General features: G+C 65.6%; 14 protein-coding genes, 1 tRNA gene and 1 pseudogene. 10 read left to right on the top strand and 6 right to left on the bottom strand.

Annotation, left to right across the window (positions count from 1 at the left end; all coding sequences use genetic code 11):
- The first annotated feature begins 289 nt into the window (after positions 1–289).
- On the top strand, positions 290–2,767 hold the full coding sequence (locus tag BMW72_RS06720; RefSeq protein ID WP_092108537.1) for an HAD-IC family P-type ATPase: 2,478 nt from the start codon (positions 290–292) through the stop codon (positions 2,765–2,767).
- Positions 2,768–2,795: 28 nt separating this feature from the next.
- On the opposite strand, the gene BMW72_RS06715 is transcribed toward BMW72_RS06720, so the two are convergent.
- The 3 genes and pseudogenes from BMW72_RS06715 to BMW72_RS18670 form a co-directional block, all read right to left on the bottom strand.
- Positions 2,796–3,578: an HNH endonuclease signature motif containing protein gene (locus tag BMW72_RS06715; protein WP_166787724.1), complete on the bottom strand. Its 783-nt coding sequence runs from the start codon at positions 3,576–3,578 to the stop codon at positions 2,796–2,798.
- Positions 3,579–3,634: 56 nt separating this feature from the next.
- Positions 3,635–3,865 (bottom strand): annotated as a pseudogene (locus tag BMW72_RS19675) (hypothetical protein); the annotation flags it as partial.
- Positions 3,802–4,641 carry a hypothetical protein gene (locus BMW72_RS18670; RefSeq protein WP_167361060.1) on the bottom strand — a complete coding sequence of 280 codons (840 nt, stop codon included), beginning with the start codon at positions 4,639–4,641 and terminating at the stop codon, positions 3,802–3,804. The gene BMW72_RS18670 and the pseudogene BMW72_RS19675, both read right to left, overlap by 64 nt.
- Before the next feature lie 268 nt (positions 4,642–4,909).
- On the opposite strand from BMW72_RS18670, the gene BMW72_RS06705 reads away from it, so the two are divergent.
- The 4 genes from BMW72_RS06705 to BMW72_RS06690 are packed head-to-tail and all read left to right on the top strand — an operon-like array spanning position 4,910 to position 10,881.
- On the top strand, positions 4,910–6,484 hold the full coding sequence (locus BMW72_RS06705) for a class I adenylate-forming enzyme family protein (RefSeq protein WP_092108533.1): 1,575 nt from the start codon (positions 4,910–4,912) through the stop codon (positions 6,482–6,484).
- Positions 6,481–8,349, top strand: coding sequence for a helix-turn-helix domain-containing protein (locus tag BMW72_RS06700; protein WP_092108531.1), 1,869 nt, complete (start codon positions 6,481–6,483; stop codon positions 8,347–8,349). Before BMW72_RS06705 ends, BMW72_RS06700 begins: the two co-directional genes overlap by 4 nt.
- Before the next feature lie 4 nt (positions 8,350–8,353).
- Entirely contained in the window at positions 8,354–9,697 is a 1,344-nt protein-coding gene (locus BMW72_RS06695; RefSeq protein ID WP_092108529.1) for an MFS transporter, read from the top strand.
- Positions 9,694–10,881 carry an acetyl-CoA acetyltransferase gene (locus tag BMW72_RS06690; RefSeq protein ID WP_092108527.1) on the top strand — a complete coding sequence of 396 codons (1,188 nt, stop codon included), beginning with the start codon at positions 9,694–9,696 and terminating at the stop codon, positions 10,879–10,881. The genes BMW72_RS06695 and BMW72_RS06690 overlap by 4 nt, the downstream gene beginning before the upstream one ends.
- Before the next feature lie 86 nt (positions 10,882–10,967).
- Here BMW72_RS06690 and BMW72_RS06685 read toward each other — a convergent pair.
- Positions 10,968–11,043, bottom strand: a tRNA-Lys gene (locus BMW72_RS06685).
- Positions 11,044–11,168: 125 nt separating this feature from the next.
- Here BMW72_RS06685 and BMW72_RS06680 point away from each other — a divergent pair.
- The gene (locus BMW72_RS06680; protein ID WP_092108525.1) at positions 11,169–12,026 is read left to right on the top strand and encodes an inositol monophosphatase family protein; all 858 of its coding nucleotides are present in this window, start codon (positions 11,169–11,171) and stop codon (positions 12,024–12,026) included.
- Between the two features lie 88 nt (positions 12,027–12,114).
- Here BMW72_RS06680 and BMW72_RS06675 read toward each other — a convergent pair whose 3' ends face one another.
- Positions 12,115–12,858 carry a trimeric intracellular cation channel family protein gene (locus BMW72_RS06675; protein WP_092108523.1) on the bottom strand — a complete coding sequence of 248 codons (744 nt, stop codon included), beginning with the start codon at positions 12,856–12,858 and terminating at the stop codon, positions 12,115–12,117.
- 54 nt (positions 12,859–12,912) lie between these two features.
- Here BMW72_RS06675 and BMW72_RS06670 point away from each other — a divergent pair, with 54 nt between their 5' ends.
- The 4 genes from BMW72_RS06670 (at position 12,913) to BMW72_RS06655 (ending at position 17,502) form a co-directional block, all read left to right on the top strand.
- Positions 12,913–13,356 carry an RrF2 family transcriptional regulator gene (locus BMW72_RS06670; protein ID WP_092108521.1) on the top strand — a complete coding sequence of 148 codons (444 nt, stop codon included), beginning with the start codon at positions 12,913–12,915 and terminating at the stop codon, positions 13,354–13,356.
- A gap of 116 nt (positions 13,357–13,472) precedes the next feature.
- Entirely contained in the window at positions 13,473–14,636 is a 1,164-nt protein-coding gene (locus BMW72_RS06665; protein WP_092108519.1) for a globin domain-containing protein, read from the top strand.
- Positions 14,637–14,680: 44 nt separating this feature from the next.
- Entirely contained in the window at positions 14,681–16,216 is a 1,536-nt protein-coding gene (locus tag BMW72_RS06660; protein WP_092108517.1) for a CYTH and CHAD domain-containing protein, read from the top strand.
- Between the two features lie 98 nt (positions 16,217–16,314).
- On the top strand, positions 16,315–17,502 hold the full coding sequence (locus BMW72_RS06655; protein WP_092108515.1) for a TerC family protein: 1,188 nt from the start codon (positions 16,315–16,317) through the stop codon (positions 17,500–17,502).
- 15 nt (positions 17,503–17,517) lie between these two features.
- Here the strand turns inward: BMW72_RS06655 and BMW72_RS06650 are convergent, their stop codons facing one another.
- Positions 17,518–18,498 (bottom strand): LysR family transcriptional regulator, encoded by a 981-nt coding sequence (locus BMW72_RS06650; RefSeq protein WP_092108513.1) that lies wholly within the window; start codon positions 18,496–18,498, stop codon positions 17,518–17,520.
- Position 18,499 lies beyond the last annotated feature (1 nt).

The following is an 18,499-nucleotide window of genomic DNA, read 5'->3' as shown; positions in this document are numbered from 1 at the left end:
GGACGCGGCGGCAGGCCGGTCTGCGTGTCCGGCGGGTCGAGGCAATCGTCGGGGTGTCTGATTGGGTGTAGCGTCAGGCCATGAGCCAGCCCCAGCCTATCAGCCGGGTCACCGCCGACGACCTGGTGGTGCTGCGGGAGCTGGTGGCGCAGGAGTTCGGGGCGTTTGAGGCGCTGGCCGAGTCGATTCCCCGCGCTTGAGCTGTCGCCGCATTGGTGGTAACTCTCTCAGTCCGCGCCGAGCCATTCCCGTAGGGTTCAGGCATGGTGAAGTTCGAGGCTGATCCGTCGTGAGCAGGACTGCCAAAATCATCGCGCACCCACACGCGCAGCTCGGCCTGTCGGGCGAGCAGGTAGCACAGCGGAACGCGGCCGGGCTCACGAACCGGTTCTCGCAGGCCTCCAGTCGAAGCTTGTGGGAAATCGTTCGCGCCAATGTGCTCACGCTGTTCAACGCGATTGTGGCGGGGAGCTTCATTCTTCTGCTCGTGCTGGGCCAGTGGAGGGATGCGCTGTTCGGATTCTCGGCCGTTGGCAACGCCGTGATCGGGGTGGTGCAGGAATACCGCGCCAAACGCGCGCTCGACCGGCTCGCCGTGATCAACACCCCGCACGCCCGCGTGCTCCGAGACGGCACCGTGCAGGACATCGAGGTCGAAGCCGTGGTGCACGAAGACATCCTGGTGCTCCGAGTCGGGGACCAGATTCCCGCCGACGCCACAACGATCGACAGCGAAAGCCTCGAAATCGACGAGTCGCTGCTCACCGGGGAGGCCGATCCCGTGCTGAAGGCTCCGGTAGACGATGTGCTCTCCGGATCGAGCGTCGTCGCCGGACACGGGCTGGCTCGAGTTACGCGCGTCGGCGCCGAGTCCTTCGCCAGCCGCCTGACGGCCGAGGCGAAACGGTTTTCGCTGGTAAATTCCGAGATTCGCAACGGACTCAACCGGGTGCTGCGGTGGATCATCTGGGCGCTGCTGCCGATCATGCTGATCGTCGTCAACGGCCAGATGCAGGCCGCGGGCGGGTGGGAACAGGCCATCAGCAGCGGCAGCTGGCGGACCGCGGTGGTCGGCGCCGTAGCGAGCATCATCGCCATGGTGCCGCTGGGACTGGTGCTGATGACGAGCGTCGCCTTCGCCGTGAGCGGCGTGCGACTGGCCCGGCACAAGGTGCTGATCCAGGAGCTGGCCGCAGTGGAGGTGCTCGCCCGGGTGGACATCATCTGCCTGGACAAGACTGGCACGCTCACCGAGGGCGCGATCGTGTTCGATGCCGTGCATTCCCTCGCCGCAACGCCCGAGACGGGGGCCGACGAATGGCCCGGTTGGCGAGAGAGTTTGGGCTGGTTTGGCGCTGACCCGAACGCCAACGCAACAGCCCGGTGCCTCGCCGAGGAATTCACGGCCGACAGCGCCCTCGGTGCCGTTGCCGCGATCCCGTTCTCGTCCGAGCGCAAGTGGAGTGCCGTCGCGTTCGGCGCTGACACTGTCGCCGCAGGAACCTGGGTACTGGGCGCCCCTGAGCTGGTACTGAATCCGGAATCACCCCGGGGGTCGGCCGCAGCCACCGTTCTGGGCGAAGCGAACACCCTCGCGTCGGCCGGTATGAGAACGCTCGTCCTCGCCCACAGCTCGGAGATGATTTCAACGAATGCCGCCGGCGCCGCAGGCACTGCGGCCGGCGCCGGCCTCCCCTCCAGATTGTCGTCGACGGTGCTGCTGACATTCCGGGAGAAGGTCCGCCCCGACGCGGCGCGCACGCTCGCCTACTTCCGCGACCAGGGTGTCGGGGTGCGCATCATCTCCGGCGACGATCCCCAGACCGTCGCTGCAGTGGCGCGGGAGGTCGGTATCCACGTCGAGGAGGGCTACGACGCCCGCACGCTCCCCGCGGACCCGGACCAGCTTGCCGACATGATGGAGCAGCAACTGGTATTCGGCCGGGTCACCCCGACACAGAAGAAGGATATGGTGCGGGCCCTCCAGCGGCGCGGCCACGTGGTCGCGATGACCGGTGATGGCGTGAACGACGCCCTCGCGCTGAAACACGCCGACATCGGAATCGCCATGAACACGGCCGCCGCGGCCACCAAGGCGGTGTCCCGTCTGGTGTTGCTGGACGGCCGATTTGACCGGCTACCGAGCGTCGTGGCGGAGGGCCGCCGCGTGATCGCCAACATCGAACGAGTCTCCGTACTGTACCTGAGCAAGACCGCGTATGCCATTGCCATGTCGATGATCTTCGGGGCGCTGATCTGGGGATTCCCCTTCCTGCCGCGCCAGCTCTCGGCGACCGACGGGCTGACCATCGGGATCCCGTCCTTCTTCCTTGCGCTGATGGCGAATACCCGCCGCTACCGGCCGGGATTCCTGAAACGCTCGCTCTGGTTCGCCGTGCCAGCCGGACTCATCGTCACCGCCGGCATCCTCGCGGTGAACGCCTATGCGCGCCTGGTCGGCGGTTTCTCCACCGAGGATGTTCAGGGGGCGTCGGTGATCACCCTCTCGCTCATCGCGCTCTGGGTTCTGGTGGTGGTCTCGCGACCGCTGAACCTGGCACGGGTCGGCATCGTGCTCGCGATGTACATCGTGCTCGTCGGTATGCTCACGATTCCCCTGCCGAGGGACTTCTTCAATCTGGCGGTGCCGCCGCCGGCGCTGCTGCAGCTGTCGGTGATCACGGCGTTCGTCGGATGCCTCGCGGTCGAGATTCTGGGACGGATCCGAGCGCGGGTCAACGCGCGGTTCCGCGGACGCCCAGTGTGAGGATAGCTTGACTTAGAACGGTTGGGGGTCAGGGTCCCCGCCATTGTCGGTGTCCCAGACGGAGTTCCAAGGGTTGGACTGGGGTGGCGCCGCGGTCGGCGGGAGCGGTGCTGGTGGTGCTTGTTGCAGGTGGGGGCTTCACGCGTGTGGCGGGGTCGGTGGCGTAGTGTTTGCCGGCGGGGCTGGTCCAGTGCAGGGTGCCGTCGGGGTCGGCGATGGGTTTCCAGTCGCTGAAGTGCTTGAGGTTGTGGTGGGCTGGGGAGAGGAAGTGCAGGTTGGTGGCGGTGGTGGGGCCGCCGAATTGTCTGTCGATGGTGTGGTCGAGGTCGCTGTGGCCGGCGGAGCGGGTGCAGCCGGGGAACCGGCAGGTTCCATCGCGCAGCCGCAGGTACTTCTTCAATGCGGCTGGTACCCGGAAGGGTTCGGCGCTGACGTCGAGGACGATGCCGGTGTGGGGGTGGGTGAGGATGCGCAGGAAACTTGTCGCGGTGCCGGCCAGGCGGCGGGCGGTCTCCGGGTCGATCGGCCCGTAGCCTTCGAGCTCGCCCGGCTCCTCACTCTTGCCCATCAGGGTGAGCACCGGCACGGTGATGTTGACGTTGGCGCCCGCAGTGAAGCTAGCGCCGAGTCCGGCGCCGAGGCCGCTGGCGGTGACGCCCTGCTGGAGCAGGTCGATGGCGACGTCGGCGCGCAGTTGACTGAGGGTGCGGGGTTCGTCGGGGCCTTGCAGGCTGATCGCGGCGTCGGTGACGCGGGTGTAGACCGCCTGGAGGTCGTCACCGGCCGCGCGCAACCACGCGTTTGCAAGCACAGGGTGGCCATGCCGTCCTGGTCGGGAAAGAACTCCACCCGGCGATCGGCGAGGCACTTGGCGCGGCGCACGGTGATGCTGTCGGGGTGGAACCGTTCCCGCAGTTTGCGGGCCTTGCCATCGAACTGGGCCGGAGTGAGGCGTTTCGCGTGCGGGAGCAGGACTGCTTCGAGCTCGGTGCGACCGGGCTGCGGGACGGAGCCGAGTTGGTCGAGCAGGCGGCTCAGGTGCCGCAGGGAGATCTCTCCGGTGCGGAGGGCGGTGAGCGTGTCGGGCCGCTCGACCACCAGTTGGCGGCTCTCTCCGAGCAGCCCGGACGCGGTGCCCTGGGGATGCGCAGCGCGCACGCCATCTCCGCGACGAGGCCTTGTTGCGCGGCGAAGGCGGCGTCCCAGTCGTGCTCGTGGCCCGGCCCCGACACGGGGCAGCCGGTTTCGGCGGTGTTGGTGGTGAAGTCCCACGCCTCGGTGAGGACCTCAGCCTTGCTCGCCTGCGCCCAGGCGATGATCTTCTCGAAGAAGAGCACCCGGTCAACGAACTGCGCCTGATGCCGCTGGAACGGACTCAAGTCATCGGCCAGACTGCCATCGGCCAGACTGCCATTGGCCGGACTGCCGTCGGCCGGGAGCTTCGGGCCCGGTTCGTCGTCGCTGTCGTGCTCCGTGCGCAGGTACTCGGCGTAGAGGAACTCCTCCCGCAGGTCATCATCGAACAGGCCCGCGGGCGGCACGGTGGCGAACACCTCGGTCAGGTCCAGGCCGGCCGGAATGGGCGGGCCATCAGGCATCTCACGGCGACAGGACTCCGGGCCGACACATTCCGGACCGACAAGATCTGATAGGAAGGGGTCGGTGCTGAAAGGCTCCGTATCGACATCTTCGAGGGCGTCGTACGGAGCGAACTGACCGAGGCCCTCAGCAATCTCGACCCGCCAGCCTGCCTGGCACCGCGCCCAGAACACTTCGAACTCGGCGCGCTCCTCGGCGGTGGAAGGCCGGTAGCCGTGGGCGGCGAAGAACGGATCGACGAGGCCCGGCTGGGGGGTGTCGCCGCTCTGGCTCATAGAACAAGTGTACCAAGCTCAACCGCTCAAGTCGAGGGATTCTCAGATCTTTTGGGAATTCTGAGCGAAGCTGCATTCGGACGTCCAGTCGCATTTCGCGAACAACATTTTGGGCGCTCTGACGTGCACAGCCGTGATGAGTGCACACCTCAACCGCACTTTTCAGTGAGGAACTCACATCGTGGTTGGGGTTGCGCGGGAATAGTGTGGACACGTCTTCGATCAACGAAGTTCGGGCAGATCCCTAAAGCAAAGGCGCTTGGTTCCCATGCACGACACAGAAACGTTCCACCAGCTATGGGCCGACGCGGTCACGGAGCACAGCAGTCGCGTATTCCTGGTCTTCAGCGACTCGGACTCCGAGCCCACCGCGTGGACCTACCGGGAGTTCGACGATCTCGTCGCCCGCACGGCAAGGACATTGTGCAATCTCGGCGTCCGGCACGGTGATCCCATCCACTTGGCGCTCCGCAACTGTCCCGCCTTCGTACTGCTCTGGCTCGCGGCGACACGACTCGGCGCGTGGATCATTCCCGTCGACCCCGCATCCACTGCTCGAGACCTGGCGTCGCAAATTCGCCGGACCAAGCCCAAAGTGGGGTTTTACGCCGCAGCAAGGCGGGATGTCTATCTTGCCGCCGCGGACGGACAACTGGAATCGGTCGTTGAGCTCACGGAGGCCGCAGCTGACGCCCTGCCCGGTTCCCCCCTTCTGGCTCCGAACACAATGATCGACGATCGTGTCTTCGATACCGTCCTGCCGATGGATCGCCTTGCCGTCATGTTCACGTCAGGCACAACGGCAGAACCCAAAGGAGTAGTGCTCACCCAGCGCAATTACCGCGGGCTTGCCGGCTCGATGGCCGAAATCATCTCACTCCAGCCGCAGCATCGATGGCTGGTCACGCTACCGCTGTTTCACGGGAACAGCCAGTTCTATTGCTTTGCGCCGGCCATCGCGGTCGGGGCCAGTGTTGCCCTCACCTCGACTTTCAGCGCATCGCGCTGGTTCTCACAGGCGGCGAGACTGGCTGCAACCCACGCGAGCCTGTTCGCCGCTCCAATCCGCATGATTCTCGCACGTCGTCCAGCGGATGCGCCGCGTCTGCACCTGAAACACGTCTGGTATGCGCAGAGCCTCGGTGACGACCACTACCGCGAGTTCGCAGACCTCACCGGCTGCCAGCCGCGGCAACTCTATGGCATGACCGAGACCACCGCGATCGTCACCGCTGACCTGGCCGCGCTGCCGAGATCGGACGTCATCGGAACTCCAATTGCTGGCCGACGGCTCGAACTGCTCGACCCAGCGACCGGCCAGCCCGTTTCGACGGGACTACCCGGCGTGATGACCCTGCAAGGCACCCCGGGAGTGGACGTATTCGCCGGTTACCTCGACGACCCGATCACGACAGCGCGCAGTTTCTCGACGAGAAACGGCGAAACGTGGTTCAGCACGGGCGATCTCGCCCGACGAGACAGCGACGGCACGCTCCGATTCGTGGGCCGGGTCGACGACGTCATCAAGGTCGCCGGAGAGAACGTCAGCCTCACAGAGATCGAGGCCGTGATCGCCCAGGCACCCGGCGTGCTCGAGGCCGCCGTTCTGGCGAAACCGGATCCGATTCGTGATCAGGTCCCCGTAGCGTTCGTGGTACCGCGCGATCGCGCTAATCCTCCCCTGCCGGAACAACTTACGATGTGGGCGCAACTCAACCTCCCGCCGCAGAGTCGCCCCCGGGAGTGGACCGTCATCGAAGAGTTGCCCCGAACGAGCGTCGGCAAAATTCGTCGCTTTCAGCTGTCGGGCGAGCTGACCCCCAACGCGCCCACACCATCATGAGCGCCGATACCGAGCCCTCGGGCAGCGCTCTGTACTCCGATCTGCTGACCCGCCTGGCCGACGGAGCCACCACCACCGAACTGCGCGGGCTTGCCGGCAGCAACGCCGTCGACCCCGCAGAAAGCGCTCTCATTGCGGCCGCCGTCACGGTGCGCACTCGAATCGACCAGCTGGAGGAGCGGGAACGGGCCTTGCTTCGGCTGGGCGACTCGGTGCGTGACATCGCCGGGCTGGATGCCGTCGACGGAGTGTTGCAGTCCATTGTCTCGCGCAGCCGCCGACTGCTCATGGCCGACGTCGCCTATTTTCTCACCTTCGATCAGAGCACCGGGGTGGCCGTGATGCGGGTGTCTGATGGCATTATCAGTGAGGCCTTCAACCGCCTCGCGGTTGATCCCGGGCAAGGCATTTCGGGCCACATCGCATCGACCCTGCGGCCAAGTTGGACCAGCGATTATCTTGCCGACGATCAGTACACCCACACCGGCCCGATTGACTCAGCCACCGTTGAAGAAGGCTTACGCGCGATCCTCGGTGTTCCCGTCATTTACGCCGGTCGCATTGTCGGTCTGTTGCTGGCTGGTGACCGGCATCCCCACGATTACCGGCCGCAGGATGTCGAGCTGCTCGTCTCACTGGCACAACACGCTGGGGTGATCATCGAGAACGCTACCGTGCACGCCCAGGACCAGCGCACTGTCGAGAACCTCGAGGCGGCCGTCGAGGCTTTGCGCGCCAGTGAAAACACCTCGCAGACAATCCTGGAATTGCAGGACCGGCTCATGACGCTGCTCATGAGCCGCGGCTCCCTGCAGGATCTGGCCACGTTGACGCAATCGGCCGTGGGCGGCACCGTTGTTCTGTGTGACGAGCGGCGGCGTGAAATTGCCCGAGCGGGACACTCGGACGCGCTGACCACCGCCATCGACTGGAACGCGCAGCCACTCTCGGCGAGCACAGCCACGCTGGGCTACGTGCTGTACCGGCCCGACGAGCTCATCGTGCCTGAACGCGATGAGACCCACATTCGGCAGATTCTGGTGCGGGCAGCATCCGTCGGGTCACTCCTGCTCGAGTCGGTGCTGGCCAGCCTCAATACCTCGCGGCAGGCCGCGTCAAATCTGATCGGTGAGCTGCTGCGGGATCCGCGCAGCGATCGCGTCGCCGTGTTGCGCAGTACGGTCGCAGTCGACCTTGCGGCGTTGGACACCGTACTGATCGCCTCTGGCTGCGACGCCTCGAGCAAATTCGACGTGCTCAGAGCTGCCCTGCGCATCGCAGATCGCCTGGGCGGATTGTCCTGCGAGGTAGAGGGCGAGGTCTTGCTGTGGCTGCCCGGCGCGAATCCACGGCGTTCCGCCGAGCAAACGGCCGCAGCGCTGTGCGCCGCAGTGGATGGCGTGGTGACCGTTGGCGCCAGCCGCAGCCTCGCAACAGCTCAAACCCTTCAAGCCGGCGTGCGCGATGCCCGAAACACCGTGCGAGCGCTCGTGGCACTGGGTCGCGCCGGGCAGGGGGCTGACAGCTCCGGAGTCGCACCGTTCCCTGCAATTCTGGCAAGCACCTCTCCCGATGACCTCGAAGAGTTCGTCCGGGACGTTCTCGGAGAACTCCTCGACTACGACAACGCACACGCCACAGAACTGGTGCGAACGCTGGAAGTCGTCTACCGGCAGTCCTCCAATGTTGCCGCAGCGGCGGAGGTTCTCTACCTGCACCCGAACACCGTTCACCAACGTCTTATCCGGATCGATCAGCTGACCGGTACGAATTGGCGCGACACCGACGTCGCGATTCAGCGCCAACTGGCGCTGACCATCCATGCCCTCCGGGCACCTCGACCCCCATCTCACACTAAGGATTGACGCAATGGCGCTCTCATCTGAAGTTTCATCACCCACCACATGGCACCGCCGCCGGGCGTTCGTCGGCGCGACCACCGGACATCTGATCGAATGGTACGACTACGGAATCTACGGCTTCCTGGCCGTCTACATTGGGCAGGCATTCTTCGTTTCGGACGACCCCATGACCAGTCTCCTCAGCAGCTTCGCCGTTTTCGCGCTGAGTTTCTTCATCCGACCGCTGGGCGGACTCTTTTTCGGCCCGATGGCCGATAAAATCGGGCGGCGCAAGACCCTGGTCACGGTCCTTATCCTCATGGCCGGCTCGACTTTTCTCCTGGGGGCCCTGCCCGCCTACGACGCTATTGGTGTTGCGGCGCCCATTCTGCTCATACTGGTGCGGTGCTTGCAAGGTTTCTCTGCTGGTGGCGAGATCGGCACGATCACGGCGTTCATCTCGGAGTACGCGGGGCCCGGCCGACGTGGGTTCTCGACCAGCTGGCTCATGGTGACTGCGGTGCTGGGTCTGGTGCTCGGCGGCCTGGTCGCCAACGGCATGAGTTTTCTGGCCGGACCCGATGTCATGCAGGCCTGGGGCTGGCGAGTTCCGTTCCTGCTTGCTGGTCCGCTCGGACTCATCTCGCTCTACATCCGCTTGAAACTCGAGGACAGCCCGGAATTCCGCTCCCTGCAGGCGGCCGGCAAAACGTCGAAGAACCCCCTCCGGGAAGTCTTCGCCTGGAAGCGTTCTCTGGCGCTCATCTTCTTCATCATCACCCTGCACAGTTCGATCTTCTATCTGGTGCTCGTCTACGCATCGACCTTCATGTCGACCCTTCTGAAGTTCGATACCGGGACCGTGCTGCTCTATGTCTTCATCGCCAGCCTGCTTTCGGCGGTCGTCATGCCTTTCGGCGGCATGTTGACCGACCGGTTCGGTCGCAAGCCCTTCCTGCTGACGGTCGCGGTACTGTCCGCGGCGACGCTGTTCTGGTTCTTTCAAGCGGCCCCTGGCGCCACTCCGTCCAGCTTCATCTGGCCACTCGTCACCAGCGCCGTGCTGTTCGGCCTGTACGCCTCCTCGACCTATGCCACGATGAGTGAGCTGCTACCGACCCGGGTGCGGTCCACCGGCATTGCCTTGGCCTACAACATCCCCGTCGCGGTCTTCGGCGGCAGCGCCCCGATGATTGCCACCGGGCTGATCTCCCGCACCGGGGACATCACCTCGCCGTGGTACTTCTTCGTTGGCACCGCCGTCGCCTCGATCATCGCCTTGATCGTGCTCCGTCCGAGCGACTTCGCTGACAATTCACCGACGCCGTCGGTCGCGCCAGCACTGGCAGAGGCCGAAGGAGCACGCGTATGAGCCTCAGCGATGAATTCGGCCGAGATGTGCTGCTGACCGGATGGGGGCACTCACGCTTCGGCAAGCTCGTCGATGAGACCCTGGAATCGCTCATCGTGCGCGTGACCATCGAGGCGATCGCACAGGCCGGTATCGAGGCCCGCGACGTGGACGAGATCTACCTCGGCCAGTTCAACGCCGGGATGCAACCGTTGGCGTTTGCATCCTCGCTCGCGCTGCAGGCATCCGCTGATCTGGCGAACGTGCCGGCCACGCGGGTCGAGAATGCCTGCTCGTCGGGCTCCGCAGCCTTTCAGCAGGGGGTGAAATCAGTCCTCGCCGGAACCGCCAGGACGGTGCTTGTCATCGGAGCAGAGAAGATGACCGGCGCCGGCGCCCAGACAGTCGGTGCTGCCCTTCTCGGCGCCGACTACGAAATGGCAGGTAAGGAGTCGCGCACGGGCTTTGCGGGGCTGTTTGCCACCGTCACCGACGCCTACGAACAGCGGTATGGCGCGATCGGCGATCCCCTGGGAACGATTGCGGCGAAGAACCATCACAACGGAATGTCCAACCCGTATGCCCACCTGCACAAGGATCTGGGTGAGGCATTCTGCCAGACTGTTTCCGAACAAAACCCCATCGTTGCCGGCTCACTCCGGCGAAGTGACTGCTCACCCGTGTCAGACGGTGCCGCAGCGGTCATCATCAGCACGCACAGGTCTGCGAATGCCGCCACCACTGGAGTGCGCCTCACGGGATTTGGCCAGGCCAACGATTTCCTGCCCAGCGCCAAGAGAGACCCTCTGGATTTTGCCGGCACGGTCGCCGCGTGGCAGCGCGCCCTGCAGATGGCTGGCGTCGAATTGGACGACCTGTCGTTCGCCGAGGTGCACGATTGCTTCACCATCGCCGAGCTCCTGACCTACGAAGCAATTGGCCTGACCCCCCGAGGTCACGGGCGCCGCGCTCTTGACGAAGGTTGGGTGTTTCGCGACGGCAGACTACCGATCAACCTTTCTGGAGGGTTGAAGTCGAAGGGACATCCCGTCGGGGCGACCGGCGTTTCGCAGCACGTGATATCGGCCATGCAGCTCACCGGAACCGCCGGAGCGATGCAACTTCCCAACGCCCAGCGAGCGGCAATTCAGAACATGGGCGGCTTGGCCGTCGCCAACTACGTCAGCGTTCTGGAAAGTATTTAACTCGAACCAGCATCTGTCACGCACACCACTCATTTGCACAAAAAAACCCGCCGTCACTATGCAGCACAGTGACGACGGGTTTTCGGTGGTGCACCCCCCCGGACTTGAACCGGGAACCCACTGATTAAGAGTCAGTTGCTCTGCCAATTGAGCTAGAGGTGCATGTGAGGCAGCGGATCAACCCGCGGCAACGTGTAACCCTAACACCCCAAGCGGGCTCGATGCCAATCGGGGCCGAAAGGGGGCGATGACCGGCATCCGTTCGCGAAATTACTATCCTTGGAAGCGTGACCGAACCGCGAATTTACGCCCTGTCCGACGACCTAGAGCTCGGCCTGGCCCTCGCCGACGCCGCCGACGCCATCTCCAGCGCCCGCTTCACCTCGCTCGACCTCGTCGTGACGACGAAACCCGACCGCACACCGGTGACGGATGCCGACCAGGCCGTCGAGCGCGCCATCCGCGCCCTGCTCGCCGAGCACCGGCCCGACGACGGTATCCTCGGCGAAGAATTTGGAACGGCCGGATCGACGACGCGCCAATGGATCATCGACCCGATTGACGGCACCGCCGGGTTCCTCCGCGGCATCCCGATCTGGGCCACCCTGATCTCCCTAGCCATCGACGGCGTGCCGGTAGTCGGCGTGGTCAGCGCCCCCGCCCTCGGCAAACGCTGGTGGGCCGCTACCGGCAGCGGCGCCTGGTCCAGCGACCTGACCCAAGCGGATGCCGCCCCCACCCGCCTGCGCGACGCCCCCACCCGCCTGCGCGACGCCCCCACCCGCCTGCGCGTCTCCGGCATCGATACCCTCGCCGAGGCATCGATCAGCTACGGCAGCCTGCAACAGTGGGATCAAGCCGGGCACCTCGACGCGCTCGTCACCCTGTCGCGCCAGGTCTGGCGCACCCGCGCCTACGGCGATATGTGGTCGTATATGCTGCTCGCCGAGGGCCACCTCGACCTGGCCGGCGAATTCGACCTGCAGCCCTACGACATGGCGGCGCTCATTCCGATCGTGCAGGAGGCCGGCGGCACCTTCACCTCGGTCGACGGCCAGCCCGGACCCTGGCACGGCAGCGCCCTGGCCACCAACACACTGCTGCACGCGGCGACGCTCGCCGTGCTGAACCCGGCGTCTTCTTGACCGACCGGCGTTCGTGAAGGGTCGCGAATCGTCGTAAAAGCGGGCCCAGAAGGACGATTGCGACCCCCCGACCGCTGCCCCCACCAAACTAAACCGAAGCAGCCGGATCGTCGGGGAAGATACCGTCGCGCACGTTGCGAGCGTCGAGGCGCCGCTGGCGCCAGGCCCGCGGATTCAACAGCAGAATCGGTTTCGGGATGCGCAGCGCATAGCCGGTCGGCAGAATCCAGCCGTAGCGTTTGGCCAGCAGCGACAGCCCGGCGCCGCTGAGAATGGCCACGCCGGTACCGATCGCCACGAACCCGAGCTTGCTCAGAATGACCATCTCGGTGCTCGCGAGCAGGGCGCTGGTGGCGTAGAGCGTGTTGCCGCCAAAGATGGTCGGCACCTTGAGCAGCATAATGTCGCGCACCATTCCGCCGCCGACCGCGGTGATGATGCCGAGCAGAATCGCCGGGAGCCAGCCCAGACCGGCTTCGAGCGCTTTCTGCGCCCCGACCGCCGACCAGCAGCCCACGGCGAGCGCGTCGAGCAGCAGCAGCACACGGCGGGTCCAGCGCCCGTTGAAGGTGACGAAGTAGGCGATAACCCCGCCGAGAATGGCGCAGATCAGGTAGGCCGGGTCGAGCAACGCGGCCGGGCTGCCCTGCTGCAGCAGCGTGTCGCGGATCATGCCGCCGCCGAGCCCGCTCATGATGGCGAGCACCACAAAACCGACGATATCGAGGCGGGCCGTGCGCGCGGCAACCCCGCCGAGGATGGCGTTGGCGAGTACACCGGCCAGGTCCACGAAGCGGATTACCTCAAACAGCGTCTCCGACTCAGTGATCACTTGCCCCATTCTCTCTTATATCTCGGGTGCAACGAGCGCGCCTACAGTTGAGGCATGAGGATCAACGCTTTTTCGGACGTCTGCCTGCGGGTCGTCATGCTGCTATGTGCCGCGCCGGAGAGCGTCACGTTCACCTCCCGGGTGGTCGCCGCCGAGGTGGGCACCCCCTACAACCACGTGAGCAAGGCGCTGCTCAAACTGCGCGAGCTCGGCCTGATCGAGGCCATTCGGGGGCGAAGCGGCGGCGTGCGCATCAGCGCGCTCGGTCGCGCCGTCACCGTCGGTTCTCTCCTGCGCCAGCTCGACACCCGCACCGACCTCGCCGCCTGCGAATCCCCCAACGGCCCCTGCCCCCTGCTCTGCGGATGCGGCCTGCGCGGCAGCCTGCGCCGCGCCCGCGACGCGTTCTACCGCGAGCTCGACGGTCTCGTCATCTCCACCCTTCCTCACGGAAAACCGAACGGCCCGGTCCTCGTTGAACTCGGTTTGGTGCGGTAGGACTAAAGTCCCTACTTTCTACGACTTGTAGAAAGTATCCGTTTAATTGGCATTTCAAATGCTACTTTTGTAGGAGACCCCCACGAACGGGTGTCTGTTACATAGAAGGAGTATTCATGCTTTCGCCCCAGTCTCTCCCCCTCATCGAAGCCACCCTGCCGCTGGTCGGCGAGCGGATGCCCCAGATCGCACGAAACTTCTACGGCCGCATGCTCACCGCCCACCCTGAATTGTTCGACGGGCTGTTCAGCCGGTCCAACCAGAAGAACGGCAGTCAGCAGCAGGCCCTCGCCGGCAGCATCGCCGTCTTCGCGACCCACCTCGTGGCGCACCCCGACACCACGCCGGAAGCCATGCTCTCCCGCATCGCCCACAAGCACATCTCCCTCGATATTCAGCCCGAGCAGTACGACATCGTCTACAAGTACCTGTTCGAGGGCATCGCCGAGGAGCTCAGCGACGTCATCACGGCCGAAATCGCCGCCGCCTGGACCGAGGTCTACTGGCTGATGGCCCACGCCCTGATCAAGATGGAGAAGGGCCTCTACGCCGGACTCGCCAGCGACAAGCCACTCGCACCCTGGATCGTCGTGAAGAAGGAAGCGGCCGGAACCGACGCCGTGACGTTCACCCTCGAACCCGCCGACGACACCCCCGTGACGCCCGCCCTGCCTGGCCAGTACGTCAGCGTCACCGCCGTCATGCCCGACGGAATCCGCCAGGTGCGTCAGTACTCCCTCTCGGCCGGCACGGCGACCACCCGCGTCTTCACCACCAAGCTCGACGCCGACGGCGAGGTCTCCCCCGTGCTGCACCGCGACGTTCAGGTCGGCGACACACTCATCCTCTCCGTTCCGTGCGGTGACATCACCCTCGACCACGGCACCGGCCCGCTGATTCTTGCCTCGGCCGGCATCGGCTGCACCCCCAGCGCCTCCATCCTGCGTTCCCTGGTGGACACCGGCTCGAAGCGTGAGGTGCTCGTGCTGCACGCCGAGAGCAACCTCGAACGCTGGGCGCTGCGCGACCAGATGAACGAGGACGTCGCCCTGCTGGAGGCGGCCGAACTCGAGCTCTGGCTGGAGATCCCGAGCGAGGGCCACCACGAGGGCTTCATGTCGCTGGACAACGTGACGATCCCGGAGGATGCCTCGGTGTACCTCTGCGGTCCGCTCCCGTTCATGCGCAGCCTGCGCTCCCAGGCGCTCGAGTCCGGCGTGCCGGCCGACCGCATCCACTATGAGATCTTCGGCCCCGACCTGTGGCTCGCCAACGCCTGACGCATGCAGGTTCCAACCTGGCGTGCCCGCGCTAGGTTGGAACAGTGGAAGCTAACGGTGGTATCGAGATAGAACGCAAGTTTGACGTCGACGAGCTGGCGGTGCTGCCCGGCTTGACCGAGCTGCCGGGCGTACACGCCGTGGCCGAACCGATGATTCACGACCTCGAAGCCGTCTATTTCGACACGAGTGACCTCAGACTCACGGTCGCGCACATCACACTGCGCCGACGCACCGGTGGCGACGACGCCGGGTGGCACCTCAAACTGCCCCAGGGCGGCGGGCGCCGCCGAGAAGTCCACGCACCCCTCGGCAAGCATTCTCAGGACGAAGCAGATGCCGTGCCCGAATCGCTCGCCCAGCTCGTGCGGGTCTACGTGCGTGACTCCCCGTTGATACCCGTGGCACGTCTAAACACCACCCGCGTGGTGCGCGCCCTGGTCGGAGCGGGCGGCGAAACCCTCGCCGTGTTCTGTGACGACCGGGTGCAGGCCGAACGGCTCGGTCACGAACCCGCATCCGCGGCCTGGCGTGAATGGGAGCTCGAACTCGTTGACGCACCCGAGGACCTGCTCGATGCGGCACAGGCCGTGCTCGCGAGCGCCGGCATCTTGGTCTCGCAGCACCCCTCGAAACTGGCACGTGCCCTCGGCGACCGGTTTCCGGCGACACCAGCACCCAACCGAAAGCGCCCGACCCCCACGAGGCCGGCCGCCACTGTGCTGCTGGCCAGCCTGCGCGAGCAGATCAGCGTCATTCGCACGCAGGATCCGGAGATTCGCCAACAACGCGCCGGTTCCGTGCACGCTATGCGGGTCGCCACCCGCCGACTGCGTTCGGTGCTGGCCACCTATGAATCCCTCGTCGATCCCGCTGTCGTGCAGCACCTGCGCACCGAACTGGGTTGGCTCGCCGCCGTGCTCGGCGGCGCCCGCGACGAAGAGGTGCTGCACCACCGCCTCGCCAGCCTGCTCGACCACGAGGCCCCGGCCCTGCTGCTCGGCCCCATCCGGGAACGCCTCGAAACCCGCTCGGGGACGGATGCCGGCAGCGCCGGTCGCATACTCGTCGCCGCCCTCGACAGCGGGCGCTACTTTCGGCTGCTCGACGCGCTCGAAGACCTCGAAGTTCCCGACGCCCTGGTCGCCACGCCGCTCTTCACCGCCGCGGCCGGCCAGGATGCCCGCGTCGTCGTTCCCGCCCTGCTCAAGAAGGAGTGGAAGAAACTGCGAAGCGCCGTGCGCCACGCCGCGAAGACCGTGCCGGGGCCGGAGCGCGACCTCGCCCTGCACGCGGTGCGCAAGCGCGCCAAGCGGCTGCGCTACGCCGCCGAGACGGCGCATCCGCTCAACCCGGAGCGTGCCGCCCGGGTGAGCGGATTCGCGCAGAAATTGCAGACCATTCTCGGTGACCAGCACGACAGCGTCATCGCCCGTGATCGCCTGCTGCAGCGCGGCGGGGTCGAGGCCTATCTCCGCGGCGAGAACACCTTCAGTTACGGCCGCCTGCACGCCCTGGAACAGCTCCGGGCAGCGGATGCCGAGGCGCACTTCTGGAAGGCCTGGTCCCGCCGCGCGTAACCCGACCTCCTGCAGCCCCACCTTCCTGGGCCGACCACCCGGGAGCGGATGTTATCGTATGGCAAACGTCCGCGGCTATTCACAGGGAAGCAAGGTTCATGACCGTTTCGCCCCTCGTCTGGGTCTCCACCATCGCCGTCATCCTGGCGCTGCTCGCCTTCGATTACTTCTTCCACATCCGCAAGGCCCACGTTCCCGCGCTGAGAGAAGCGGCCCTGTGGTCCTCGATCTACGTAGGTCTGGCCATCCTGTTCGGCATCCTGGTTTTGATCTTCGGCGGCAGCACCATGGGGTCGGAGTATTTCGCCGGCTACATCACGGAGAAGGCGTTGTCTGTGGACAACCTGTTCGTCTTCCTGATCATCATGGCGAGCTTTCGGGTACCCCGCGAAGACCAGCAAAAGGTTCTTCTGTTCGGTATCGTCTTCTCCCTGATCGCCCGCACCGGGTTCATTTTTCTGGGCGCGGCGCTGATCAACTCGTTCGCCTGGGTGTTCTATATCTTCGGCCTGATCCTGCTGATTACCGCGGGCAATCTGCTCAAGCCCGAAGCTCACGGCGACAACCAAGCGGACAACATCATGATCCGCCTGGCCAAACGGAGCTTCCACACCACCGAGCACTACGACGGCGACAAGCTGTTCACCATGCACGAGGGCAAGAAGGCGCTCACGCCCATGCTGCTGGTCATGGTGGCGATCGGCGGCACGGACATCCTGTTCGCGCTGGATTCCATTCCCGCGATCTTCGGGCTGACCCAGAACGTCTACATCGTCTTCACCGCCACCGCGTTCTCCCTGATGGGGCTGCGCCAGCTGTACTTTTTGATTGACGGGCTGCTCGACCGACTCATCTACCTGTCTTACGGTCTGGCGGCAATCCTGGCGTTCATCGGCGTCAAACTCGTGCTTCATGCCCTGCACGAAAACAACCTGCCGTTCATCAACGGCGGCGAACCGGTGCCGGTCGTGGAAATAAGCACCGGCCTGTCCCTGACCGTCATCATCGGCACCCTCATCGTCACCGTGGTGGCCTCGCTGCTGAGCAAGGCGGGCAAGGCCCAGACTGCCGTCAACAACGCCCGCCGCCACGCGGTGAGCTACCTGGATCTTGACTACACCGCTGATCCCGCCGAGCGCGAGCGGATCTACCGGCTGCTGACCGAGGAGGAAGCGCAGGTTCTGGCCATGGAGTTGAAATACCGCGACAAAGTCAAGGACATCGACCGGATCCGGGAACAGGTAACGCAAGCGCATCGGCAGCACGACGAGTACCTGGCCCGCTAGGGCCACGTGGCGCTATCAACTCCAGAGCGCCACGTGCACCTTGGAACCGCGCCGGGCCACACCACGTGAGCCGCCGGGCGCGAGCATGGCCGCGGTCGCCTCGGCGGTTGTGACGAAGCGTTGCAACGTGCGCGCGGCGGCCGTCGCCCGACCGTGATCGAGGGTGCTCGCACACCACAGCCCGGCGACCGGCGTGTTCGGCACCGAAAGCACTACGAGCGACCCGGCCGCAAGCTCGGCCCGCACAATGTGCCTAAACGCGAGCATGATCCCCTCGCCGGCGCGAACGGCACCGAGGGCATCCGTTTCGCTGCTGAGCGGCACGATGTCCGGAGCACCGATCCCGGAGGCAAGAAATGCGGCTGCGAGCCAGCTGCTCTCTGCCGTGAACTCTTCGACCCCGGCCGGGCCGGTGAACCAGAGGTCCCCCAACAGGTCGGTGAGCGGCACCGACCGCTGCCTCTGGCCCAGCGGATGCTCCGGCGCGGCGACCAGCACCCGTTGGTAGCGCAGGAAGGGCACCACGTCGAGCTGCGTCCCCTGCGGCGGACGGGAGCCAAGCGCCACGTCGTAGGCGTGATCCTGCAACAACGACCCCACATCATCGGCGGATTCGACCACCACGTCGATACCGCCAGCCTGGCCGGGCACCCGGCGAGTGAAAGCGTCGAACAGTCGGCCAGCCGCGTGTTCGGCGAAGCCCGCAGTGGCGACCACGCGCAAGCTCGCCGCAGACTCCGCGGCATGTGCGACCTCCCAACGCACCTGGTCGGCCAGACCGACGATCTCCTGGGCATGATCGGCGAGGGCCCGGCCCCCGGCCGTCAAGGCGATGCCGGACCCGGACCGCACGACCAGGGCATCCCCGAGGTCAAGGCGCAGGGCGGCAAGCGACGACGATACCGCCGGTTCGCTGATTCCGAGCGCCGCGGCGGCGGCCCGCAGCGACCCGAGTCGGGCCACCAGGGCAAAGGTCCTCAGCTGATTCAGCGTCATT

The sequence above is a fragment of the Cryobacterium luteum genome (assembly GCF_900110125.1).
Taxonomy (GTDB): domain Bacteria; phylum Actinomycetota; class Actinomycetes; order Actinomycetales; family Microbacteriaceae; genus Cryobacterium; species Cryobacterium luteum.
Note: the sequence above shows the minus strand (reverse complement) of the source record. Positions and strands in the feature narration are given on the sequence as shown.